The organism is Streptomyces sp. NPDC046925 (genome assembly GCF_040644915.1).
Lineage (GTDB): Bacteria > Actinomycetota > Actinomycetes > Streptomycetales > Streptomycetaceae > Streptomyces.
This window is the reverse complement of the sequence record NZ_JBEYWZ010000002.1, coordinates 1426825-1450553: the sequence shown is the minus strand read 5'-3', so window position 1 is coordinate 1450553 and position 23729 is coordinate 1426825. Positions and strand designations below refer to the sequence as shown.

Annotated in this window: 22 protein-coding genes; 8 read left to right on the top strand and 14 right to left on the bottom strand. The window is 71.5% G+C overall.

Annotated elements, in window-relative coordinates:
- The first annotated feature begins 122 nt into the window (after positions 1–122).
- Entirely contained in the window at positions 123–1355 is a 1233-nt protein-coding gene (locus tag ABZ906_RS13055; RefSeq protein ID WP_361183429.1) for an ROK family protein, read from the top strand.
- A 4-nt stretch (positions 1356–1359) separates the two neighbouring features.
- Here ABZ906_RS13055 and ABZ906_RS13050 read toward each other — a convergent pair whose 3' ends face one another.
- Entirely contained in the window at positions 1360–2571 is a 1212-nt protein-coding gene (locus ABZ906_RS13050) for an MFS transporter (protein WP_361381227.1), read from the bottom strand.
- Between the two features lie 157 nt (positions 2572–2728).
- The gene (locus ABZ906_RS13045; RefSeq protein ID WP_361381224.1) at positions 2729–3325 is read right to left on the bottom strand and encodes a TetR/AcrR family transcriptional regulator; all 597 of its coding nucleotides are present in this window, start codon (positions 3323–3325) and stop codon (positions 2729–2731) included.
- 133 nt (positions 3326–3458) lie between these two features.
- On the opposite strand from ABZ906_RS13045, the gene ABZ906_RS13040 reads away from it, so the two are divergent.
- The gene (locus ABZ906_RS13040) at positions 3459–4358 is read left to right on the top strand and encodes an alpha/beta hydrolase (protein ID WP_361381220.1); all 900 of its coding nucleotides are present in this window, start codon (positions 3459–3461) and stop codon (positions 4356–4358) included.
- On the opposite strand, the gene ABZ906_RS13035 is transcribed toward ABZ906_RS13040, so the two are convergent.
- From ABZ906_RS13035 to ABZ906_RS13020, 4 genes are read right to left on the bottom strand one after another with little or no spacing between them, the layout of a single operon-like run.
- Positions 4347–5321 (bottom strand): phosphotriesterase, encoded by a 975-nt coding sequence (locus ABZ906_RS13035; protein WP_361381217.1) that lies wholly within the window; start codon positions 5319–5321, stop codon positions 4347–4349. The genes ABZ906_RS13040 and ABZ906_RS13035 overlap by 12 nt on opposite strands.
- The gene (locus ABZ906_RS13030) at positions 5315–5911 is read right to left on the bottom strand and encodes a DUF4865 family protein (RefSeq protein WP_361381214.1); all 597 of its coding nucleotides are present in this window, start codon (positions 5909–5911) and stop codon (positions 5315–5317) included. Before ABZ906_RS13030 ends, ABZ906_RS13035 begins: the two co-directional genes overlap by 7 nt.
- A 22-nt stretch (positions 5912–5933) precedes the next feature.
- Positions 5934–6368, bottom strand: a complete 435-nt coding sequence (locus tag ABZ906_RS13025; protein ID WP_361381211.1) for a cupin domain-containing protein — start codon at positions 6366–6368, stop codon at positions 5934–5936.
- Positions 6369–6383: 15 nt separating this feature from the next.
- The gene (locus ABZ906_RS13020) at positions 6384–6956 is read right to left on the bottom strand and encodes a TetR/AcrR family transcriptional regulator (protein ID WP_361381209.1); all 573 of its coding nucleotides are present in this window, start codon (positions 6954–6956) and stop codon (positions 6384–6386) included.
- Positions 6957–7206: 250 nt separating this feature from the next.
- Between ABZ906_RS13020 and ABZ906_RS13015 the strand changes: the two genes are divergently transcribed.
- Genes ABZ906_RS13015 through ABZ906_RS13005 form a run of 3 tightly spaced genes read left to right on the top strand, consistent with a single transcriptional unit; the run spans position 7207 to position 10882 of the window.
- Positions 7207–7506: an SHOCT domain-containing protein gene (locus tag ABZ906_RS13015; protein WP_361381206.1), complete on the top strand. Its 300-nt coding sequence runs from the start codon at positions 7207–7209 to the stop codon at positions 7504–7506.
- Positions 7503–8315: an ABC transporter ATP-binding protein gene (locus ABZ906_RS13010; RefSeq protein ID WP_361381204.1), complete on the top strand. Its 813-nt coding sequence runs from the start codon at positions 7503–7505 to the stop codon at positions 8313–8315. The genes ABZ906_RS13015 and ABZ906_RS13010 overlap by 4 nt, the downstream gene beginning before the upstream one ends.
- Positions 8312–10882, top strand: coding sequence for an ABC transporter permease (locus tag ABZ906_RS13005; protein WP_361381201.1), 2571 nt, complete (start codon positions 8312–8314; stop codon positions 10880–10882). The genes ABZ906_RS13010 and ABZ906_RS13005 overlap by 4 nt, the downstream gene beginning before the upstream one ends.
- Before the next feature lie 101 nt (positions 10883–10983).
- On the opposite strand, the gene ABZ906_RS13000 is transcribed toward ABZ906_RS13005, so the two are convergent.
- A complete protein-coding gene (locus ABZ906_RS13000) occupies positions 10984–11523 on the bottom strand; it encodes an ATP-binding protein (protein ID WP_361183410.1) in 540 nt (179 codons plus the stop codon).
- 198 nt (positions 11524–11721) lie between these two features.
- Positions 11722–12051, bottom strand: a complete 330-nt coding sequence (locus ABZ906_RS12995) for a hypothetical protein (RefSeq protein ID WP_361183409.1) — start codon at positions 12049–12051, stop codon at positions 11722–11724.
- Between the two features lie 295 nt (positions 12052–12346).
- Here ABZ906_RS12995 and ABZ906_RS12990 point away from each other — a divergent pair, with 295 nt between their 5' ends.
- The gene (locus tag ABZ906_RS12990; RefSeq protein ID WP_361381198.1) at positions 12347–13477 is read left to right on the top strand and encodes a PLP-dependent cysteine synthase family protein; all 1131 of its coding nucleotides are present in this window, start codon (positions 12347–12349) and stop codon (positions 13475–13477) included.
- A 24-nt stretch (positions 13478–13501) separates the two neighbouring features.
- On the opposite strand, the gene ABZ906_RS12985 is transcribed toward ABZ906_RS12990, so the two are convergent.
- Positions 13502–13990 (bottom strand): SRPBCC family protein, encoded by a 489-nt coding sequence (locus ABZ906_RS12985; protein WP_361381195.1) that lies wholly within the window; start codon positions 13988–13990, stop codon positions 13502–13504.
- A 64-nt stretch (positions 13991–14054) separates the two neighbouring features.
- On the bottom strand, positions 14055–14939 hold the full coding sequence (locus ABZ906_RS12980; RefSeq protein ID WP_361381192.1) for a DeoR/GlpR family DNA-binding transcription regulator: 885 nt from the start codon (positions 14937–14939) through the stop codon (positions 14055–14057).
- Between the two features lie 281 nt (positions 14940–15220).
- On the opposite strand from ABZ906_RS12980, the gene ABZ906_RS12975 reads away from it, so the two are divergent.
- Positions 15221–17530 (top strand): hypothetical protein, encoded by a 2310-nt coding sequence (locus ABZ906_RS12975; RefSeq protein WP_361381466.1) that lies wholly within the window; start codon positions 15221–15223, stop codon positions 17528–17530.
- On the opposite strand, the gene ABZ906_RS12970 is transcribed toward ABZ906_RS12975, so the two are convergent.
- The 4 genes from ABZ906_RS12970 to ABZ906_RS12955 all read right to left on the bottom strand — a co-directional run bounded on the left by ABZ906_RS12970 (position 17490) and on the right by ABZ906_RS12955 (position 22129).
- On the bottom strand, positions 17490–19901 hold the full coding sequence (locus ABZ906_RS12970) for a right-handed parallel beta-helix repeat-containing protein (protein ID WP_361183403.1): 2412 nt from the start codon (positions 19899–19901) through the stop codon (positions 17490–17492). The two genes, ABZ906_RS12975 and ABZ906_RS12970, sit on opposite strands and share 41 nt — an antisense overlap.
- 175 nt (positions 19902–20076) lie before the next feature.
- Positions 20077–20682, bottom strand: a complete 606-nt coding sequence (locus ABZ906_RS12965) for a hypothetical protein (RefSeq protein ID WP_361381189.1) — start codon at positions 20680–20682, stop codon at positions 20077–20079.
- A gap of 141 nt (positions 20683–20823) precedes the next feature.
- Positions 20824–21648 (bottom strand): MOSC N-terminal beta barrel domain-containing protein, encoded by an 825-nt coding sequence (locus ABZ906_RS12960; protein ID WP_361381187.1) that lies wholly within the window; start codon positions 21646–21648, stop codon positions 20824–20826.
- A gap of 46 nt (positions 21649–21694) precedes the next feature.
- Positions 21695–22129: a DUF6643 family protein gene (locus tag ABZ906_RS12955; protein ID WP_361183397.1), complete on the bottom strand. Its 435-nt coding sequence runs from the start codon at positions 22127–22129 to the stop codon at positions 21695–21697.
- Between the two features lie 292 nt (positions 22130–22421).
- Here ABZ906_RS12955 and ABZ906_RS12950 point away from each other — a divergent pair, with 292 nt between their 5' ends.
- Complete coding sequence (locus ABZ906_RS12950) at positions 22422–23729, top strand: TerD family protein (protein ID WP_361381184.1); 1308 nt, start codon at positions 22422–22424, stop codon at positions 23727–23729.

The following is a 23729-nucleotide window of genomic DNA, read 5'->3' as shown; positions in this document are numbered from 1 at the left end:
GCGGTCACCGGTGGGCGGAGAAAACCTGTGGGACTCCAGGGGAAGGGCAGTGGACGAACGGTGTACGAGCAGATGTCGGCCGAACGGCGAGACGGCGTACGGATCATGGGAGACTCGCCCTCATGAACGGCAAGGCTGCCTCCCGTACCGAGGGGGATCTGTCCACGCGTACGCGCCTGGAGCGCGGGCGCGGCGCGCTCGGTCCCGCCCTTGAGCTCGTCCACACCGGCCGCGCCCCGACCCGTGCCGTGCTCACCGCCGAACTCGGCGTCACCCGGGCCACGGCGGGCGCCGTCGCCGCCGAGCTCGAGGCGCTGGGCCTGATCAGGATCGACGCGAAGCCCAGCGCGCCCGCGGGTTCCCAGGGCCGCCCCTCGCACGGACTCTCCATCGCGGACGACGGACCTGTCGTGCTCGCCGCCCAGGTGCACTCCGACGGTTTCCGGGCCGCGCTCGTCGGGCTCGGCGGCCGGATCGTGGCCACCGCGCCCGGCTGCGAGACGATCGACGCCGACCCGGCGCAGGTGCTCGGCTCGGTGATCGATGCCGGCGCGCAGTTGCTGGAGAAGACCGGCAGGCGGTGCGTGGGCGCGGGCCTCGCGGTGCCGTCGGCCGTCGCCGAACCGGAGGGCACCGCCCTCAACCCGCTGCACCTGGCGTGGCCCGCGGGCTCGGAGGTCCGCCAGATCTTCGCCGACCGCGTACGGGACGCCGGTATCGCGGGACCGGCGTTCGCCGCCAATGACGTCAACCTGGCCGCCCTTGCCGAGCACCGGCACGGCGCCGGGCGCGGCGCCCGCGATCTGCTGTGCGTCGCGACCGGGCACCGGGGGGTGGGCGGTGCGCTCGTCCTCGACGGGCGCCTGCACACCGGCAGTTCGGGCCTCGCGCTCGAGGTCGGCCACCTCACGGTCAACCCGGAGGGCCGCCCCTGCTACTGCGGAGGCCGGGGCTGTCTGGACGTCGAGACGGACCCGCTGGCCTTCCTGACGGCGGCGGGCCGCGAGCCCGGCCCCGAGGGGCTGTTGCAGCAGGCCCGTGACCTGCTCCGTGACGCGGGCGCCGACCCCGCGGTCCGTACCGCCGCCGAGGAACTGATCGACCGCCTCGGTCTGGGACTCGCGGGCCTGGTCAACATCCTCAACCCGGACCGCATCATCCTGGGCGGACTGCACCGCGCGCTCCTGGAGGCCGACCCCGAGCGGCTGCGGGCCGTCGTCGCCGACCGGAGCCTGTGGGGGCGCAGCGGGGGCGTACCGATCCTGGCCTGCACGCTGGACCACAACAGCCTGGTGGGGGCCGCCGAGCTGGCCTGGCAGCCGGTGCTCGACGACCCCATCGGGGCGCTCGGCTAGGGCCCTAGACGCGGGCGGCCTCCTTCACGTCCGCCCCCTGTCCCTCAACTGCCGCCGGGGCGACGCCGGTTCGTCCGGCGCGCAACCGCTTCAGGTCGGGCAGCAGCGTGAGGAGGCCGATTCCGGCGAGTGCGGCGCCGATCCAGAGAGGCGCCCGCAGCCCGAACGTGTCGATGGCCGGTCCGCCGACGGACGTGGCGACGATGATGCCGAGGGTGATGAACGAGGAGTGGACGGTGTTGACCAACGGCCGGGCGTTGCCGGTGCGCTGGACGCGGGTCACGAGGGCCGGGTTCATGGTGACTCCGACCAGGCCGATGCCCATCATCAACGCCACGGCGGGGAAGCTCAGTTCGGCGAATACGGCGAAGCCCGCGAGGAAGGCCAGATTGAGCAGCAGGCCGATGAGCAGCACCGGCACGGCGTACTTGTCGGCGAACCGGCCGACGACGGTGTTGCCGACGACGGTGGCCGCTCCGTACGCGATGAGCAGCAGGGGGACGGTGCCGGTGGAGAAGCCGGTGACCTCGGTGAGGATCGGATTGAGGTAGCTGAAGGCGGAGAACGTGGCGCCGATGACGAAGGTGCTGGTGGTGAGGGTCAGCCAGAGCCGGGGGCTGCGGAAGGCGGCGAGTTCCTGGCGGAGGTCGCCGCCGTCGTCGTCGCCGCTCTCTACGCGCGGCACTCCGACGAGGGTGGCAAGCGCGGCGAGGACGGTCAGGCCGGTGATGGCCCAGAACGCGGCGCGCCAGCCCAGGTGTTCACCGATGACGGTGGAGAGCGGCAGCCCCAGGAGTGTGCCCAGCATCAGCCCGTTGAGCGCCAACGCGATGGCCCTGCCCCGCACTTCGGGCCGGGTCAGCCGTGCGCACAGGGATATGGAGATGCCGAAGAAGGCCTGCGAGGCGATGCCCGTGATGACGCGGGCCACCAGCATGGTGCGGTAGTCCGGGGCGAGGGCGGCGAGGACGTTGCCCGCGAGGAAGATGCCGAAGAGGACGAGCAGGGCGCTCTTCTGACGCATTTTCAGAAGCGCGACGGTGAGGAACGGGCCGCCGAAGGCCATCGCCGCGGCGAAGGCGGTGATCAGGTAGCCGATCTCCGGAATCGTGGCGTCGAGTCCGTCGGCCATCTGCGGCATCAGGCCGGCGACCACGAATTCGCTGGTCACCATGGCGAAGATGCCGAGGGCCAGGAGATAGACGGCGCGGGGCATGGGGGCTCCTGTCGGGGTACGTGTAAGTTATGAACTGAGCAGTACAAAATCGAGGCGCGCGGAATTGCCGGAGGAGTCCGGGTCTGGTCTGTGCGGGGAGGCGGTCTCGGCCGCGGGTCAGTGACCCAGTGAGCGTGTCAGTGGGCCAATGAGCGTGTCAGTGGGCCAGTGAGTCCAGGGCGGTCTCGGCGATGGCTGTCAGGGTGGCGCGATCGGCGCCGCCCTGTGCCGAGATCCGCATGCCGCCGATGACGGCGTTCAGGAAGCGGGCCAGGTCGCCCGCGTCCCGCGTGGAGGTGATGTCTCCGCTGCTCTGTCCTGCGCGGATGACGGCGCTGATGGCGGCGAGCCGCACCGCGAGGTCACGCGCGAGCAACTCGGCGGACTCGGGGTCGCGCCCGGCGAGCTCCACGGTCGTGTTGACGGTCAGGCAGCCGATGCTGTGCTCGTCCTCGCGGCACTCGAACTCGGAGTCGACGATGCGGGCGAAGACGGCGCGGAGGCGCTCCATCGGGGGGCGCCCGGCGTCTTCCAGGATCGCGAGCTGCGTGGCCGTCATGGTGTCGATGTAGCGGGCCAGGGCTCGCTGGAAGAGGGCGTGCTTGCTGCTGAAGGTGTTGTAGATGCTGCTGCGGCCCAGGCCGGTGGCTTCGCACAGATCCTGGGTCGAGGTGGCCTCGTAGCCATTCGCCCAGAAGGCGCGCATCGCCGCGTCCAGGGCCCGTTCCTCGTCGAAGGTTCTCGGTCGGGCCATGCCGGAACGGTACATGTTTTGGAACGCCCGGTGCAATACGAATAATGGGGGTTACCGCTTAATGAGCTCTACTGGTAACGTCGATCTCCGGAGCGTGACGAGAGAGCGGATTGATACGAGCGGGAGGCGTGAGATGACGCGGCAGTGGCGCGAGCGGTGGCCGTTGGGGGAGAAGTTCGAGACGCCGGACGGCTGTGTGAGGTGGGCGTCGTTCGGGGAGGGGGACCCGGTGGTCCTCCTGCACGGCTCGCCGTTCTCGTCGTACATCTGGCGCGACATGGCCCCCGCCCTGGCCCGCACCCGCAAGGTCTACGTCTGGGATCTGCTCGGCTTCGGGCAGTCGGAGCAGCGTCAGGGGCAGGACGTCGGCCTGGCGGCACAGGCCAGAATCTTCGCCGACCTGCTCACGCACTGGGGCCTGGGGCGCGCGGAGCGCTCAGGCCGCGCGAACCCTTCAGGCAACGCGGACCACTCGGCCCGCCCCAGCGTCGTAGCGCACGACGTCGGCGGCGCCGTGGCGCTGCGTGCGCTGCTCCTGGAAGGCGCGGAGTACGCGGACCTCACGCTGGTCGACGCGGTCGGCGGCGGCGAGTGGGGCACGGGCTACTTCAAGCTCATCCGCGAGAACGCGCACGTCTTCGAGCAGCTGCCCGACTACGCCCATGAGGCGCTGGTGGCCAGCCACCTCCGCCACGCCACGCACACGGGCTACGGGCCGGGCGTCCTGGACGCGTACATCGACCCGTGGCGCGGCACGGAAGGCCAGGCGGCGTTCTACCGCCAGTACCGTTCGTTCGCCCAGTCACAGACAGACGAACTTGAACCCCTCCTCGGCAAGGTGACCCTGCCGACCCACATCATCTGGGCCCGCCAAGACCGCCTGCTCCCAACGGAGTTCGCCGACTTCCTCCGCACCCGGATCCCGCACGCCGACCTGACCTGGGTGGACGACGCGGGCCACACCATCCAGGAGGACGCCCCGGCACAGCTGCTCTCACACGTGACGGCGGGCTTGCGGACCTCACCGATCTGAGGGCCCAGCCCCTCCCCGTGCCCACTCCACCGCGAACGCCCGCCCCGGGTTCTCGGTGAACATCCGCTCCACCACGTCCTTGCCCACGGCGAGTTCGAGCCGTGGTCGCACCCCGCGGAGCAAGTACGGCATGCCGGGTCCGCCGTCTGCCGCGCGGGCGGCCGCCGTTGTCGTGTCGCCGCCCAGGAGCAGTTGGCCGGCGAAGCCCGCCTCGGTCAGGGAGCGTACGGCTTCGGGCATGCGCCAGTCCGTGGCGTGGTGGGCGCGTGAAGGGCCGTCGAAGGCGAGGAACGCGCCTGCTTCGGCGGCCTGGTGGTGGATCGTCAGGTCGGGGGAGCGGTTCAGGTGGCCGAGGATCAGGTGGTCGGGCGGCACGTCCGACTCGCCGCACAGCAGGTCGATGACGTCCAGCGCGCCCGTGCCCAGTTCCAGGTGGACCGAGATGGGCGCCCCCGTCGCGTGGTGGGCCTCGGCCGCCGCCCTCATCGTCCAGCGGGCGTGAGCGTCCAGGCCGTGGAAGCCGCCCGCGACTTTGATCAGCCCGGCCCGTACGCCGGTGCCGGCGATGCCCTCGGTCAGCTCTCGTACGAAGAGGTCCGCGAGGCCATCGGTGCGGAGCCGGGTCAGCAACTCCGGTGTGTAGTGCGCGGCTTGGTGGAGTCCCGTCGCGGCGACGATGTGTACGCCCGACGTCCGGGAGAGCTCGGCCAGATCTCCTGCCCTGCGGCGCATCCCGTGCGGCGTCCACTGGATCAGGCTTTCGCCCCCGGCCGCCCGGAACGCCGCCAGCTCCTGTGCCGCTGCCGTGGCCGAATCCAGCTCCTGGCCGGGCAGTTGAGGGCTCGTCAGGAACAGATGGTCGTGGGCGTCGCAGATGCCGAGTGCGGACGGTGGCGTGTCCCCGAGGACCGTACGCACCGTGTGGGCGGTGGTCGGCGTGGGGCTGCTCGCTGCGTTCACCATTGCCGCCCCCGGGTGAGCAGCCCTTGCTCCGGTGCGGAGACGTGCAGCACCTGGAACACGTCCCCCGGCTCTTTCGGAGCAGTGTGGTCCCAGACGGAGAAGTGCAGTGCCTCCCAGGTGCGGGGGTCGATGGCCGTCGCCGCGCAGATCGCGCCTTCCTGACGTGCCAACCTGTCAGCTTCCAGGGCAAGTTCCTCTGCGAGGCCGCCCAAGTGGGTGCGGGCCGGGATACGCATGCGGCGCCGTATCGCGGACTTCGCGGCGGAAGAGGTCGTAGCCGACGCCGCTGACCCCTCCGCGAACGCCAGACCCGTCCAGTGCTGCACCTCCGGCCGCCCGAAGTCGTCGACGATGCCCTGGAATCCGGGGCCCCAGAGGAAGGAGTTCATGCCCTCGGGGGTGTTCCAGAGGTAGAACGGCGCGTACTGGTTCACGGGGGAGTCGTCCACGCCGCGCTCCCGGATCAGATACGCCTTGGCGCCGAGGCCCGGGAAGTCGTCGAGGAGATGGCCCTTGGTCGCCACCCGATTGCGGATGATGCCCATGTCGTAGTCGGCCGGCAGTGTGATCTCGTACTGCATCGCGTGCATGGCGGTCGTTCGCTCCTCGCGCTCAGGTCGCCGGGTGGTCGTCGGTCGCCGGGGGCTCGCCCGCCGCCGGATACTCGTCCGCGCCCACATGCGCGTCCCAGTGCGTGGTCGTGCCGTCGTCCGCAGCCTCGACGACCGCCAGATGCGTCATGAAGGTGCGGGGCGCGGCGCCGTGCCAGTGCCATTCGTCCGGCTCGATCCAGACGGTGTCGCCCGCCCGGATCGTCTGCGCCTCACCGCCCTTGCGCTGCACCAGACCCTCGCCCGCCAGCACGTGCAGGACCTGGCCGTGCGGATGGCGGTGCCACGCGGTGTGCGCTCCGGGGGCGAAGCGGACGTTGAACATCCGCAGCCGGGAGGGGGACGGCGGCGCGGCGATCTCCTCCAGCCACACCGTGCCCGTGAAGTTCTCGGCCGGGCCGGTCCGGCTCTCGGGCCGCTCGTGGTTGATGTGCACGGCTCTTCAAATCCTTTACGCAGAAGGGGAGGTGGCGGCGAAGAGGAGAGCGAGCAGGCCTTGTACGCCGGTGTCGAAGGCCGCGGGCGAACCCGAAGCGCGAGCCAGCACATAGCCGCCCTGGACCGTCGCGACGACCGTCGCCGCGATCGCCCGGGCGTCGAGCGTGGCCGCGAACTCACCGCGCTCCTGGCCCTCTTCGACGATTCCGGCGATGCGGTCCCGCAGCCAGTCGAGCGTCTCGGTGACGGGCGCGCGCAACTCGTCGCTCGCCACGACGTCCGGGTCCATCGTCAGCCGCCCGACCGGGCAGCCCCGCAGCACGTCGCGCTCGCGCAGCAGATACGCCTCGACGCGTTCGTACGCCGATCCCGTGCCGCCCAGAACGGCCTCGGCGGTGGCGCGCATCTCCTCGGCCGTGCGCCGGATCGCGGCGAGCGCGAGGTCCGGCTTTCCGGCGAAGTGGTGGTACATGCTGCCCTGCCCCGCGCCCGCGTGCTGCTGGATCGCCTTGGGGCTCGTGCCGACGTAACCGCGCTCCCACAGGAGCTCGCGGGTGGACTCGATCAGCCGCTCGGGGGTGCTCATGAACACACTGTACATACTAGTAGGTACAGAATTCCAGACGGGCCGTACCAATGGATGCCGTACCAGTAGGTACAGAGGTCCGGGAGCAGGTCCGGGAGCAGGTCCGGGAGCAGCCCCGCAGCCCCCGCGTACTCCCGCGGTGGTACACGCACTGCCGCTGGCCGTACGACGACTCGGACCCCCTCGGAGCGCGAGCCTCGAAACATCGCACAAGCCGAACCGTCGGCCGACCTCCGAGGAGATGGACACCATGAACACCCTGGCTCACTTTGACGGCGGGCCCGGCCCGTGGATCCTGTTCTTCCCGCTCATCTGGGCGGCCGTCGTGATCGGCGGCATCACCCTCCTGCGCTGCACCGTCTGGCGCGGCCGCCGCGCACCGTGGCAGCGCTACGGCGCCGAGCACCACGTACGCATCGACGAGAAGTCGCCCATCGCCGTGCTCGGCCGTCGCTTCGCCGCGGGCGAGATCGACGAGGACGAGTACTGGCGGCGCCTGTCCGTCCTGAACGAGGAGTTCGGACGCACCCCCAAGGGCGGTGCGGCATGACCACCGCGACCGGACACCCCGGCACCGGCACCACAGCCCTCGACGCCGCCCGCGTCACCAATGCCGTCAAGGTCTACGGCAGCGGCGACACCGCCGTACGGGCCCTGGACGGGGTGAGCGTCGGCTTTCCCGCCGGACGCTTCACCGCGATCATGGGCCCGTCGGGCTCGGGCAAGTCCACCCTGATGCACTGCGCCGCGGGCCTGGACACCCTCACCTCGGGTGCCGCCCACATCGGCGGCACCGAGCTGGGTACGCTCGACGACCGCCGCCTCACGCTGCTGCGCCGCGACCGCGTCGGCTTCGTCTTCCAGGCCTTCAACCTGGTGCCGACGCTGACCGTGGCCGAGAACATCACGCTCCCGATGGACCTCGCGGGACAGCGCGGTGACCGTGCGTCGGCGGAGTGGACCGACGCCCTCATCGACGTCGTGGGTCTGCGGGACCGACTCCACCACCGGCCCGCCGAACTCTCCGGCGGCCAGCAGCAACGCGTCGCCGTGGCAAGGGCGTTCGCGGGCCGCCCCGACGTCGTCTTCGCCGACGAACCGACCGGCAACCTCGACTCGCGCTCCGGCGATGAGGTCCTGCGTCTGCTCGGCCGTGCGGTGCGCCAGATGGACCGCACCGTCGTCATGGTCACCCACGATCCGGTGGCCGCCGCCCACGCCGACGAGGTCGTCTTCCTGGCGGACGGCCGCCTCGTGGACAGGATGACGGACCCGACCGCCGACCAGGTCCTCGACCGGCTCAAGGCCTTCGACACGAAGACCGCGGCCGACCCCGACGGCGAGGAGGCACCGTCATGAGCTCCCTCCGCACGTCCGCGCGCATCAGCCTCTCCTCCCTGCGCGGCCACAAGCGACGCTTCGCCGGTACGTTCCTCGCGGTCATGCTCGGCGTCGCCTTCCTGGCGGGCACGCTCGTCATGGGCGACACCCTGCGCGGCAGCTTCGACACGATGTTCGGCAACGCCACGCGCGGCACCGACGCCGTCGTCCGCAGCGCCGCCACCATCACCACGCCCGACGACAGCCAGGGCACCCGGCAGCCCGTCAAGACCTCGCTCGTCGACAAGATCGAGCAGGCCGACGGGGTGGCCGCCGCCGCCCCCGCCGTCCAGGGCGCCGGACAGCTCCTGGGCAAGGACAGGAAGCCCGTCGGCGGCGAAGGCCCGCCCACCCTCGCCGGTAACTGGATCGACGACGGCGAGCTGAACGCCTATCAGCTGGCCGAGGGCCGCGCTCCCGCCCGGTCCGGCGAGGTCGTCGTCAACCGGGGTGCCGCCGAAGCCGGTGACCTGAAGATCGGCGACACGACCACGCTACGCACCCCCGACCCCGTCAAGGTGACGATCGTGGGCCTCGCGACCTTCGGCGGCGAGGACGGCATGGCGCAGACCACCTTCACCGGCATGACACTGGCCGACGCGGAGAAGTACCTCACGCCCGAGCCCGGCGAGGCCGCGTCCATCCAGGTGCGGGCCGGCCCCGGCACGAGCGAACAGGAACTCGTCGACACGCTGAACCCCGTACTGCCCAAGGGAGTCGAGGCGATCACCGGTGAGGCGTCGGCGGCGGAGAACACCGAGAACCTCTCCGGGCAGTTCCTGACGCTCTTCACCAGCTTCCTGCTCGTCTTCTCCGGCATCGCCCTGCTCGTCGCGACCTTCAGCATCCACAACACCTTCGCGATCGTCGTCGCCCAGCGCACCCGCGAGAACGCCCTCCTGCGCGCGCTCGGTGCCTCGCGCCGGCAGGTCACCGCGTCCACCCTCATCGAGGCGAGCGTGGTGGCCGTGGTGGCGTCCGCCGCCGGCCTCGCGGGCGGCATCGGAATCGCGGCCGGACTCCAGGCGCTGTTCCCGGCCATCGGATTCCCCTTCCCCGAGGGCGACTTGGTGATCAGCGCCCTGTCGATGCTGCTGCCGCTCGCCGTCGGCATCGTGGTCTGCCTCGGCTCGGCCGTGCTGCCCGCCGTCCGCGCCGGGCGCACCGCACCGCTCGCCGCGCTGCGCGAGACGGCGGTCGACCACTCCGGGGCGTCACGCTCACGCGCCGTGGCGGGCACCCTCCTCGCACTGGCCGCCGTCGGCCTCTCGCTGACCGGCGTCCTCGTCAGCCCGTCCGTGTGGCTGGCCGGGGCCGGGGCGGTCCTCGCGCTCGCCGCGTTCGTCGTGCTCGGGCCCGTCGCGTCCTCGCGGGCGGTACGCATTCTCGGCGGGCCGCTCGACCGGCTGCGCGGCGTCACGGGCGGGCTCGCCCGGCGCAACGCCCTGCGCAGCCCCAAACGGACCGCCGCCACCGCGAGCGCCCTGATGATCGGCGTCGCCGTCGTCTCGCTCTTCACGGTCTTCGGCGCCTCGCTGAAGGCGACCATGGACCAGACGGTGAACCGCTCCTTCGCCGGTGACCTGGCCATCAGCACCCCCGGCTTCGGCGCGGGCGGCAGCGGACTCAGCCCCAAGCTGGCTCCCGCGCTCGCCGAGCGGCCGGAGGTCGCCACCGCGGTCGGCCTCGGCAAGGGCGCGGCGGAGATCGACGGACAAGGACGCGCCCTGACCGTCACCGACCCGGCCCCCTTCGCCGACTCCTTCGACCTGGGCAAGGTCGACGGATCGCTGACCGGCCTCGGCACGGACGGCATCGCGATCACCCGCGAGGAGGCCGGCAAGCAGGACCTCGAGGTCGGCTCCACGACCGAACTCGCCTTCGCCGACGGCAAGAAGAGCACCTTCACCGTCCGTGCGCTGTACGGCAGGTCGGAGCTCGCGGGGGACTACGTCATCACCCGCGAGGCATGGGCGCCGCACCGCATGCAGGACGCCGACAGCCTCGTCTCCGTCACTTTCAAGGACGGCGTGAGCGCGGACGACGGCAAGGCGGCCGTGTCCAGGACCGCGCAACAGTACGGCAATCCGGACGTGCAGACGCGTAGCGAGTACGCACAGTCCGCGGCGGGCGGCATCGACATGATGCTGACACTCGTCTACGCCCTGCTGGCGCTCGCCGTCCTGATCGCGCTGCTCGGCATCGCCAACACGCTGACCCTCGCGATCCACGAACGGACCCGCGAGCTCGGCCTGTTGCGTGCCGTCGGCCAGACCAGGGCGCAGCTGCGGGCCATGGTCCGCTGGGAGTCGGTGCTCGTGGCCGCCTTCGGCACGGCCGGTGGCCTCGCGCTCGGCGGCTTCCTCGGCTGGGTGCTCGTCAAGGCCTCTGACGGCGCGACGAGCAGTGCCTTCGCGTTCGCGGTGCCACCCGTGCAGCTGGCGGTGGTCGTCCTGGTGGGCCTGGCGGCGGGAGCCCTCGCGGGTCTGCGTCCGGCACGGCGGGCCGCACGCCTGGACGTGCTGCGTGCCATCGCCACCGAGTGACGTAGGACGCGGAGACGCGGGACACCCGGTTGCCGGAGCCCGGCGGCCTTCGCCCTCCGGAGCCCGGCACGCCTCGCCCCGCGGAGCCTGTCACCGCCCGGTCAGCCGACAACGGCCGACCGGGCGGGAGCATGTCCGGGCGCGTGCCCGTCGGCGAGGGACTGCGGCCCGGCGCCCAGGTCCGCGAACGGGCCGGGCGTGGCCACGCCGTACGCCGGATACCTGGACGGCATGGCGACGGCAGGCGTAGGGGCCGGAAGGGTGAACCAGACGACTTTGCCCGCGTCACCGCGGGGCCGTACACCCCAGCTCTCGCTGACCGCGGCGACCATGGCGAGCCCGCGGCCGCACGTCTCGAAGGGCTCCGCGTCGCGTACCTCGGGCAGTCGCGGATCGTGGTCGTGCACGGAGACGGTGAGGCGGTCGAGCAGCAGCTCGATCTCCACGGTGCACACCTTGTCCGGCTGTGCGTGGCGGTGCACGTTGGTCAGGAGCTCGGTCACACCGAGCGCGGCCTGGTCTATCAATGGATCGAGATGCCAGTAGCGCAACTGCGCCGATACGATTCTGCGGACCTGGCCGATCCGCGACGGCAGGGCCTGAAGCTCCACCGTGCAATACCTGCTTGGCTGGCTGATCACGGTTGCGACTCCCCGAAATGCGTCCGGAAGAAGGCGACGATCGGATTCAGCAGCGGCCGCGGGGTCTGCCGGCTGCTGTTGGTGCCGGCGGGCTGGTTCGCAGCGTCATCGCCGATGAACCCAGAGTGATGTGACACCAGAGTGACTCAGGGGGCGCGGGCATGCAACTCGCACCGCACCCCGGGCGTGCCTGGTCTCTCAGGCGCGTGCCCTGTGGCCTCCGGCCCTGCGAACCGCGTCGATGAACTTGCCTACCGTGGGCGGCCCCGACTTGCCGGGCGCCGGCTCATGCTCGGAGAGGGTGAGCCGGTAGCGGGTGCCGTTCAGCTCGGCGAGGGCGCGGTCGTCGGCGGCGAACCACGGCTTTCCGGCCCGCACCGTCTGCACCGGCGCGCTGTCGATCTCCCGGCCGTAGCTCGTGAGGAGTTCGAACCTGCCGTCGGTGATGCGGATTTGACCGGCCCGGGTGAGTGAGCGCAGTCGTCGTCCGATGCGCACGCCCGTGGCCGTGAAATCCGGCTCCGCCATGACGTTCCGCCCCCTTGAGCGATTCGGTTGGTCGTTCCGTACGAGACCGCGGTCCCGTGCGGTGCAGTCTGCACGCACAAGGCGTCGAGCACCAGTGCGTATGAAGACGGGGTCACAAATGGACCCCGTCAACTTCACAGTGTGCCGTGCCGCTGTGTCAGCCGACTGAGCCAGGTGTTCCTTTGAGGTGCTCAAAGGTGTGTTTATGCAGGTGAGGAGCGTGTGGAAGGTGCTTATGATCGAAGCGTACGGCCCGCGCCGAGCGCGGCCAGGTTGACGCCCAAGGAGCCGCGCGGTGAGCACCACACAGCATCATCAAGCCGATGACCCGATCGCCACGCTCGACGTGGACCGCAGCGACGCGGAATACCGGGCGTGGCTCAATGAAGCCGTACGCAAGGTCCAGGCGGACGCCAATCGCTCCGCCGACACCCATCTGCTGCGCTTCCCGCTGCCGGAGCAGTGGGGCATCGACCTGTATCTCAAGGACGAATCGACCCACCCGACCGGCAGCCTCAAGCACCGGCTCGCCCGCTCGCTCTTCCTCTACGGCCTCTGCAACGGCTGGATCCGGCCCGGACGGCCGGTCATCGAGGCATCCAGCGGCTCGACGGCCGTCTCCGAGGCGTACTTCGCCAAGCTGATCGGGGTGCCCTTCATCGCGGTGATGCCCCGCACGACCAGCGCCGAGAAGTGCCGACTGATCGAATTCCACGGCGGTCAGTGTCACTTCGTGGACGATTCGCGCATGATGTACGCCGAGTCCGCCGCCCTCGCCGTCGACACCGGCGGCCACTACATGGACCAGTTCACCTACGCGGAGCGGGCCACCGACTGGCGCGGCAACAACAACATCGCCGAATCGATCTACCAGCAGATGCGTCTCGAACGCTATCCGGAACCCGCGTGGATCGTCGCCACGGCGGGCACGGGCGGCACATCGGCGACCATCGCCCGCTACGTCCACTACATGCAGTACGACACCCGGCTCTGCGTCGCCGACCCCGAGAACTCGTGTTTCTTCGACGGCTGGACCAACCACGACCCGGACGCCACCAGCGACTGCGGCTCCCGCATCGAGGGCATCGGCAGGCCCCGGATGGAGCCGAGCTTCGTGCCCGGCGCGATCGACCGCATGATGAAGGTGCCGGACGCGGCGAGCGTCGCCGCCGTACGGGCCCTGGAGCAGGCGATCGGCCGCAAGGCGGGCGGTTCCACCGGAACCGGACTGTGGAGCTCCTTGAAGATCGTTGCCGAGATGGTGGCCGCGGGCCGCACCGGCAGCGTCGTCACACTCATCTGCGACCCCGGCGACCGCTATCTGGACAAGTACTACTCGGACGCGTGGCTGGCCGAGCAGGGCCTGGACATCACGCCGTACGCGGCCGCCATCAAGTCGCTCCTCGCTAACGGCACTTGGACCTGAGAGTCCTCAACTACCGGCCGCAGTTCAGGCGTTGGCCGCGGCGAGGCGTCGGTCCAGGGCCGTGACGGCGTCGCGGAAGGCCCGGCCCATGCCGGCCCTGCCGAGCTTCAGGGCGAAGCGGAAGGGCGCCGCGCCGTCCGCGGCGAACGTCCACTGCACGCGGGTGCCGGTACCGGCCGGGGTGAGCCGCCACTCCTCCAGGAGGGCGCGCAGGCCGGGGGCGTTCGCCTCGTCGACGCGGTAGGCGTACCGCTCCGCCGGCTCGGCCGCGACGATGGTCTCCCAGAAGCGCGTACCGCCCTTGAGCCGCACCTCGCGGCCCTTGCCGCCGTCCGCGGTGTCGATGGGGCGGCACAGCGTGACCGCGGTGAACCACTTGGGCCAGTCGGTCACGTCGTCGGCCAGGGCGCGGTACACCGCCTCCGGGGATGCGCTGACCTCACGGGCGAAGACCAGTCGCACTGGAGCGGTCTCGGCGAACTCAAGGCCCACGGGCCCCAGTCGGCGTGCCATCGAAATCGGCCCCCAAGCGGAATCGGGTGGTTGACCGTCCACCGTCACCATAGCTGGCGGGCCGTCAGATGTCTGCGGTGCCTCCGGCGCTCTCCGCCCGCTCCGCGACCATTCCCCGTCTCTCCGGGCCCTGCTCCGCGGGTTCGTCCGTGACCACCAGGCGCCGCAGATGCTCGGAGATCTCCGCCCGCGCCTCCGTCGGCAGCCCGGCATCGGTCACGAGCGTGTCGACCTGCTCCAGGGTGGCGAACGAACTCAGGCCCACCGTCCCCCACTTGGTGTGGTCGGCGACCACGATGACCCGCCGCGCCGACTGCACCAGACGCCGGTTGGTCTCCGCCTCCGCGAGATTGGGCGTGGACAGACCGGCCTCCGCCGATATGCCGTGCACACCCAGGAAGAGCACGTCGAAGTGCAGCGCGCCGATCGCCTGGTCGGCGACCGGGCCGACCAGCGAGTCCGACGGAGTGCGCACCCCGCCCGTGAGGACCACGGTGGCCGCGCCCTGCCGCCGCCCGGACGTGCGCTGCGCGGAGTGGAAGACGTCCGCGACCCGCACCGAGTTCGTCACCACCGTCAGGTCCGGCACGTCGAGGAGATGATGGGCCAGAGCGTACGTCGTCGTGCCGCCGGAGAGCGCGATCGCCGTGCCCGGCGCCACCAGGGAGGCCGCGGTGCGCGCGATGTCCTCCTTGGCGTTCAGCTCCAGGCCCGACTTCGCCTCGAACCCCGGCTCGTGCGTGCTCGCCTCGACCACCGGCACCGCCCCGCCGTGCACCTTCTCCAGGACACCCTGGCGGGCGAGGGCGTCCAGATCCCGGCGGACCGTCATGTCCGAGACACCCAGCTTGCGGGTCAGCTCATTGACACGGACGCCGCCCCGGCGGCGCACCTCGTCGAGGATCAAGGCGCGGCGCTGCTCCGCGAGGAGGTTCTGATTCTCGCTCACGTCCGTCCGGCCTTTCTGCCTCGTCACGCCCGTCGCGCCCGTCAAATGCGCTGCCTCATCCTCGCATGCGCCACTGACGGGCGGCCCACCGCCCGATGCCGTGCGTTCACCCCGAACGGGGAGATTACGTGTGGAGAAGTGTGGGCGGGGCCGTGAGCGGAGATCCTACTTGCCTGACCACGCGCACATTCGGGGGAAGCGGAACGGTGGCAGCAGACCAAAGAGAAGAGACGGCTCTCGAACTCCTCGTGCACGGAGTCGGGGGCACGACACCCCAGGCGATGCTGGACGACCCCAGGACCGTCCGCATCTCCGGCGACGACACGGCGGCCGTCTTCCGCCGCGCCGAGGACGCCGACGCCGAGAAGCGCCCGGACGACTACCGCGGCAAACCGGTCCCCGAGGCGTACGTCTGGTGCAACCTCACCTCCGGAAACGGCTCGCGGGCCCTGTGGCTCCTGCTCCTGCCGTTCATGGTGGTCAACCTCGCGCACTGGATGCGCCCCACGTCACGGCGCATGAAGAAGACGGTCCGCACGTACGGCCTCCTGGTGCGCCTCATCGGGCTCAGCCTCACCGTCCTGCTCGTCGCCGCCGCCTGCGAGGTCGCCGTCGACCTGACGGCCTGGCAGTGCGCGGGCACCCCCGAGTGCGCCGCCGAGCGCTCCTGGCTCGGCTTCCTGGCGCCCGACGCCTCCGGACACGGCGGCTGGTGGAGCCAGCCGGGCCGCCGCCTCGCCCTCGCCGCCGTCGTGCCCGCCGCGCTCACGGGACTGCTCTGGTACCTCTCCCAGCGCACCTGGAGCGCGTACGAATCCCAGACACCGCTGCCCCACCAGACGGACCCGGAGGAGGAGCCCGGACGAACCGCGCTCGGCAAGCCCGGATTCTGGTACGGACGCCGTCTCGTGGCCCGTCTGCGGGCCGCGCACACGGCCGCGGGATTCCTCACGGTGGCCGCCGCCGTCGGCACGTCGGCCGCGCGCCACGACCGGCGCCCCGGCGGATCCCCGCTGCTCGACGTCCTCGGCTGGGTCCTGGACGTGACGCTCGTCCTGGGCGGGGGCATCGTCGTCCTGGTGGTCTGGCGCAGGGGCCGCAGCGAGAACAAACTCGACCAGCACCTCGACGAGAAGCTGATCCACCGGCTGCCCCTGGCCGCACTCGCCCTGCTCGCCCTGACCCTCGTGTACGCCGGGTGGTCACGCCCCGAGTGGACCTCCGAGGGCAGGCTGCCGGGCAACGCGAGCTTCGGGGCCATCGCCCTGGGCCAGGGGCTCCTGGTCGTCGCCCTCGCGGTCGTCGCCCGCGCGCTCTACCGCACGGCGCCCGATCCCCGCACCGCGCTGCGGGGCTTCGCGGGACCGGCCGTCGCCATGCTGTCCTGCGCGCTCGGCGGCGTGATGTCCGGAGGCGGCGCCCAGCGCGTCGCCGACTGGCTGGACGGTGCGGGGGAGCCGGGGTCCGGCGGCACCATCGACGGCCCGCCCGTGCTGCTGACCTGGCAGGCGTCCGTGATCCCGCCCCTCCTGGTGGTCGTCGCGGCGCTCTGCGGCTGGCTCGGTGTCCGCACCTGGCGCCGTGCCCGCGCCGACCGGGCGACCATCCCGGCCGAGTACCCCGGCGAGCCCGAGGACGCCGCACGCAGCCGCCGCATCGCGGGCACACGCGCGCGGGCCGCCCTCACCGACCGGGCGCCGCTCCTGGTGGGCATCACATCGGCGGTGACACTGCTGCTCGGCGCGGGGGCGCTCGTCGGCGCCTGGGTGAGCGAGGAAGTGCCCAGCGAGGCCGCGCAGGGGCTGCCCGCCTTCTTCGAAGGAGTGGCCGAGACCTCGCAGGCCCTCGGCTCCTGGCTGATCGGCTTCGGTTTCATACTGTTCGTGACCTGGGGCCGCCGCGCCTACCGCGACGCCTCCGCACGCCGCACCATCGGCATCCTGTGGGACGTCGGCACGTTCTGGCCCCGCGCCGCCCACCCCTTCGCACCCCCCTGCTACGCCGAGCGTGCCGTCCCCGACCTCACCTGGCGCATGCACACGTGGACCCGCGCGACGCGCGCCACGGGCGGCAGGCTCGTCATCTCCGGTCACTCGCAGGGCAGTGTCCTGGCCGCCGCGGCCGCCTGGCAGCTGTGGCCCTCGGTCCGCAAGAGGGTCGCCCTCCTGACCTACGGCTCACCCCTGGAGCGCCTCTACGGACGCTGGTTCCCGGCCCACTTCGGCCCGGCCGCCCTCAACTCCCTGCACCGCGAGGTCGACTGCTGGCGCAACCTCCACCGCACCACCGACCCGATCGGCGGCCCCGTCAGGGTCGTCCCCGACGGCGACGGGCCGCAGGTCGACCGCGAGGCGCTCAAGGACCCCCTGGTCTACGGCCGCACGGAGGAACACCCGCTGCCCGCACCGATCCTGGGCCACTCCGAATACCAGGCGGACCCGGCCTTCGCGCAGGAGCGCGCAAAGCTGCTCGCCCGCCTCAAGCCCGCCGTGCCCGCCCCGCGCCCCCGGACGACCGAGGCCGCGGAGCCCGCCGAGCCCGCCGCCGTGGTCACGGCAGCTCCGGTAGATCCTCCGGATACAGCAGCGTGAGGTCGTCCGTGCTCGGCTCCTCGAACTGGGCGACCCGTCCCGCGTGCCGCTCCACCATCGCCTCGAACGTCTGGCGCGCGGTGCGGCCGTTGCCGAACGCCGGGCCCTTGGGAAGCACCGTGAAGTACTTCAGGAGGGCCTCGCCCGTCCCCGTGTCGAGGCGGTACTCATGCTCCTCGGCCTGCTGCTCGACGATCCGCAGCAGCTCCTCGGGGGCGTAGTCACCGAAGGTGATGGTCCGTGAGAAGCGGGACGCCACACCGGGGTTGACGGACAGGAAGCGCTTCATCTCCGCCGTGTAGCCCGCGACGATCACCACCACCGCCTCCCGGTGGTCCTCCATCAGCTTCACCAGCGTGTCGATGGCCTCCCGGCCGAAGTCTCGCCCGGAGTCCTCGGGCGAGAGGGCGTACGCCTCGTCGATGAACAGCACACCGCCGCGCGCCCGGTCGAACGCCTCCTGGGTGCGGATCGCCGTCGAACCGATGTGCTCGCCCACCAGATCGACGCGCGAGACCTCGACGAGGTGCCCGCTCTCCAGGACGCCGAGCGACGCCAGGATCTCGCCGTACAGCCGCGCCACGGTCGTCTTGCCGGTGCCGGGAGAGCCCGTGAACACCAGGTGGCGGCGCACGGACGCGGCCTTGAGCCCCGCGAGCTGCCTGCGCCGGCCGACCTCGATCATGTCGGTCAGGGCGCGCACCTCGCGCTTGACGCTGTCCAGGCCGACCAGTGTGTCGAGTTCACCGAGCACGTCCTTCGACGAGCGGGACGGCGGCTGCGGGGCGGAGGTGTCCGCGGCCGGGTCCGTGGGGCGCGGCCCCGGGACCGAACCGAGCAGGCCCGCGGTCTGCGTGGCCGTCTGCGGGGCGGGCTCCTGCGCCGCGGAGGCCGCGGTCCGCACCCCGCCGCTCTCGTCGCTGGTGCAGTCCTCGACGAGCGGCCCGTCCTCGGCGAACTCGAAGCCGCCGCGCGCGCACCGCTCCGTACGGCACTTCTTCAGCGTCGTACGGCAGCCGTCGATGACGTGGAAGCCGTAGCCGCCGCTGTCGTTGACCCGGCAGCCGTGCAGGCTGCCGCGGCCGCCCGCCGATACGTAGAAACCGGCCTCCGCGGGTGAAGTGACCGTGCAGCGCTCGATGGTGGGGTCGGCGCCCTTGGTGACGATGACGCCCGTCTGCACGCCGTCCACCGTGCAGTTGGCCAGGGTGCCGCCGCTGCCGTGATCGCGGAACCACGCACCGGTGGCGGCGTCGCGGATACGGCAGTCGTCCAGTTGCGCCGTCGCGCCGTCGCTCACGGAGACCGCGGTGTTGCGCACCTGGGAGAGATCGCTGTCGACGACGTCCGCGCGCGAGCCGCGGTCCAGGACGAACAGCGCGTCCGGCACGTCGTGCACCCGGCAGGACTCCAGGACCGCCGTGGCGCCGTCGCTGACCCACACCGCGGGGTAGTCGCCGGTGCTGTCGTGGATCTCGCACTGGTTGGCGTCCACGCGCGTGCCCGGGTCCCACACCGACAGGCCGTTGCGCCCGAACCGGCTCACCGTGGAACGGGTCAGGGTCAGGACCGAGCGGGAACGCAGATCGATCGCGTTCTCCGGGATGTCATGGATCCGGCAGTCGGCGAGCGTGAGCACCGCGTCCGTGTCGAGCGTGACGCCGTCCGACGTCGTGCGGTGCACGTCGCAGTCCGTCAGATGCGCGGCCGCCCGACCGGTGACCTGCACGCCCGAGCCCTTGACCTCGTACACCTCGCAGCCGAGCGCCTCGAGACCCGAGTGCTCGCCGGTCACCGAGAGCCCCGAGCCGGACGCGTGATGCACCCGGCAGCGCTCGAGGCGGGGATGCGCGCCGCCGCGCACGGCGACGCCCGACTGTCCCGCCGACACGACCTCGCACTCCTCGAAGACACCGCCCCCGCCGTCGAGCACGGCGATGCCGATGCCGCCGGGGTTGTCGACCGTGCAGCGCCGCACGGTCGGGCGTGCGCCGGCGCGCACCTCGATGCCGGCCGCGGAGCGCGTCACCACGCGTATGTCGACCAGTTCGGGTGCGCCGTCCTCGACGAGCAGCGCGGGCGCCGCCGAGTCCTGCCCCTCGACGTGCAGGTCCTGCACCACGGCGGACGAGCGGACGGTGAGCGGCACCCCGTCCGACGGCGCGATGCGTACGGAACCGGGGGAGCCCTCGCCGCGCAGCGTCACCGCCCGCTGGACGACGAGGTTCTCGCGGTACGTGCCGGGGGTGATGGTGAGCACGTCTCCGTCGCCCGCGGCCTCCAAGGCGGCAGCGAGCGATGCGTACTCACCCGTGCGGCGCCGCCACCGCGAGGTACCGGTGTGCGTCACCTGGACCGTGCCCTGTGCCATGGAGTTGCTCTGCCCCCACCTTGTCGTACGCGGGACCTCACGACCTCGCGCAAGGCGCCGAAGAGTTCGGCCGGTCCACCGTAGCGCGCGCGGGGAGGGGGAGTTGACCCGATCGCCAGGCTCTCACCTGGTCATCGCCGGTCTCTCACCGCCACCGGGAACCGGTGGCGGCGGCTCAGGAGCCGGTGCCGGTGCGTCCCCAGTCCGGTCCTGCCTTGTCCCAGGCCTGGTCCCAGCGGTCATAACGCCGCAGGACGATCCGCCAGACGACGAGCCGCCGGGTGCCCTCGACGAGGCCGGCCACTGCCGCCGCGACACCGAATCCGGCGAGGGCGGCGTGCGTGCTCGCGGTCGCGTCGTCCAGCGGGCGGCCGACCACCTGGCCGTGTTCGTCCGTCCAGAGCTTGAAGCGGTCGCCCGGGTCGGGGGACCGGAGGTCGGCGAGGACCGTGCCGGAGTGCGCCGTGCCGTCCGGGGCCGTCCACTGGGCAAGCACACGGCTGTGCCTGTCACGCGCGGACGACGTCTCGGGATCGGGGTCCACGGGAGGTCTGGAGACCTTCTTGATCACCGTGCCCGCGACTTCGTGACGCACCTCGCGCTGCTGGCGCACGGACTCCTGCAGGGCGTCCTTGGAGAGTCCGCCGACCGCGAATCCGGCCAGTGGCGCCGCGAGGACGATGAGGAGCAACGCCGCGCAGGCCACCCAGGCCTCGACGAGGTCGGTCTTCCGGCGCAGCGGATTGTGCCGCCAGCGCCAGAGTCCGACAAGTGCTCGCACAGTCCTGCACCCCCTTCCGCGTCCGTCATAACCGCGACCGGCACGGCCCACGCGTCGGCGGGGAGAAGAGAGAGCGAAATCACCCTTCTCCTCTCCGCCCAACGTCCGGACCGGGCCTTCGAGTTCCCCGCTCCGGGGCCCTCAGTCGAGAACGGTGAACGGGTCACCGATCCTGATCGATCCAGTCGTCTCCGGCACCAGATTCTGGCCGAACACCAGCTGGTCGCCGAAGCGGCGGTGGTGGGCGAGCGTCCGCAGCGGCTCCTTGCCGCGCTCCGCGGTGCGCTGGTCGGTGGTGGTCACGACACAGCGGCCGCACATCTTCGCCACCCGGAAGGTGATGTCACCGATCGCGACGCGCGACCAGTCGTCCTCGGCCCAGGGCGCCGTCCCGTCCACGACCACATTCGGCCGGAAGCGGTTCATGGGCAGGGGGCCCTCGTCGGAGTGGTCGCCCTGCGCGATGAGCGAGTTCAGGGCGTCGAGGGAGGAGAGCGTGGTCAGGAGCAGGGGATACCCGTCGGCGAAGGAGACGGTCTCGCCCTCCCTGGCGTACGCGGGGTCGACGGGGCGCCGGGTCGCGGGCTCGGCGAGGTGGACGAGTCTGACGTCCGTGTCCAGATAGGCGCTGAACCACGCGTGCGCCGCGTCGTCGGCGGGCTCCGCCTCGACGAGGTCCTTCCAGATGTCCACCGTGACGGTCTTGCCGGAGGGCGGCACGGCGACCGTCAGTGCTTCGAGGCCGGGCGCGGACATGCGTATGCCGCCGCCGGGCAGGAGCTCGGCGGCGGCCAACGCGAGTTTCGGATGGGGCCGTTGCGTGACGATCTGCCCGTCGCCGTCCACCAGTACCCACCGCCGGTCACCCGCGAGCCCCCAGGGCTCGACGACGGCCTCACGCGGAGCGTGTCCCCCGACCGCCTTGAGCGGGTAGTAGTGGATCGAGTGCAGTACTGGATTCGGCATGCGGCCATCCTGCCAGCAGACACCGACAGAGGTGCCTGCGGGCGAATCAGTAGCCGCGGTACGGGCGGTTGTACGGATCCTCGTACGTCGCCGGGGCCGGGCGGGGTGCCGCGGGGCGCATGGCCTCGTAGCCCGTACCGGCCGGGGGACGCTGTTGCTGTTGCTGGGGGCCCGGATATCCGCGCGGTGCCGAAGGCTGCTGCGGGATGTACGGCGCGGGCGCCTGTTGCATCTGCTGCATCGGCGCGGGCTGCTGGGCGTAGCCGTACCCCTGGTTGTGATGGGACGGGGCGGCCGGCAGCGCGGGCAGGGCGGCCGGGAGCGCGGGCAGATGACTGCCCGTGTCGTACGCGGAGGGGACCCGGATCGGGGCGATCTGAGGAGTACCCCGCTCGGCGACAAGGGAGTCGTAGATCGGAGTGTCCGGGAAGGACGGCGCGGAGTAGTAACCGCCGCCATAGGTGGAGCGGGGGGAGGTCATGACACATAAGTTAAGCCCTTGATGTGCTGGTTGGGGAGACCGATAAGAGGGTTGTTTTACGCGTCGGTAGTGACTCCGCGTCCTCAATTTGAGCGAACTCGGTAAAAAACGGTCGCAAGGCGGCGTACGGATCGTGTAAAAGCCGACCTCCCCACGGGTTACCGGCGGTTGACGCGCGGTTGACCGGAGGCCGCGCGCGAGGGCGTCGGCGGTGGGCGTGGGCCTCTCGGGGGTCCGGGTAATAGGTTGGTCATGAACGGGACGGCGGCCCGGCCGGACGTGGCGACTTGTGATGGGGGCGGACATGACAATGGCTAAGGGATCGAATGTTCCCGTGCCGGCACCTGCCGTGCGGATCGAACTGGGGTGGACCTCGGGAGCGGGTGTGCCGGACGCCGACGCGTCGGCGCTGCTGCTCGCCGGTTCCGGGAAGGTCCGCTCGGACGACGACTTCATCTTCTACAACCAGGCGGTCCACTCCTCCGGCGCGGTGCGCCACGAGGGCAAGAAGACCGAGGGCGGCCGGGTGACCGACGCGCTCCTGGTGGACCTCGCGCGCGTGGAGGCCGCCGTCGAGACCGTGGTGCTCGCGGCCTCGACGGACGGCGGCACGTTCGGCCGGGTTCCCGGTCTCTTCGTCCGGGTCGTCGACGCGGCCAACGGCGCCGAGATCGCCCGCTACGACAGCGAGGACGCGACCGTGGAGACGGCGTTCGTCCTCGGCGAGCTCTACCGCCGCCAGGGCGCGTGGAAGTTCCGCGCCGTCGGACAGGGATACGGCAGCGGCCTTGAGGGACTGGCCACGGACTACGGCATCTCGGTGGACGAGCCGCAGCAGGCGCCGCCCGCTCCGGCCGCGGTGCAGCACCCGCCCGCCCCCGCGGCCCCGGCGGCTCCGGCCGCCCCCCTCCAGGCACCGCCGCCGCCCGCCCAGGCGCCCGCCGCCGCATCCGGCCAGCCCGTGCGCCTGACCAAGGTCACGCTCACCAAGGAAGCGCCGACCGTCTCGCTGACCAAGCAGGGCGGCACCTCAGGGGCGATGCGCGTGAACCTCAACTGGGAGGTGCGCAAGCAGTTCAAGGGCTGGGCCAGCAAGCTCGGCCGGGCCGTGGCGATGCACGCGGACCTCGACCTCGACCTGTGCGCCCTGTACGAACTGTCCGACGGACGCAAGGGCGTCGTCCAGGCCCTGGGCAACGCCTTCGGCTCCCTGGACCAGCCCCCGTACGTCCTGCTCGACGGCGACGACCGCACCGGAGCCGTGGCCAGCGGCGAGAACCTCACGATCAACCTCGACCACATCAACGACTTCCGGCGCATCGTCATCTTCGTGACGATCTACGAAGGCGCGCGCAGCTTCGCCGACCTGAGCGCCACCGTGACCCTGCAACCGCAGCACGGCGCCTCCATCGACTTCTCGCTCGACGAGTGCACGGTGCCCTCCACGGTCTGCGCGCTCGCCCTGATCACGAACAACAACGGCGACCTCTTCGTCCAGCGCGAGGCCCGCTATCTGGTGCCCGAGCGCGGCGTGAGCCCGCAGCGCACCATCGACTACGCCTACGGCTGGGGCATGAACTGGACGCCCGGCAGGAAGTGA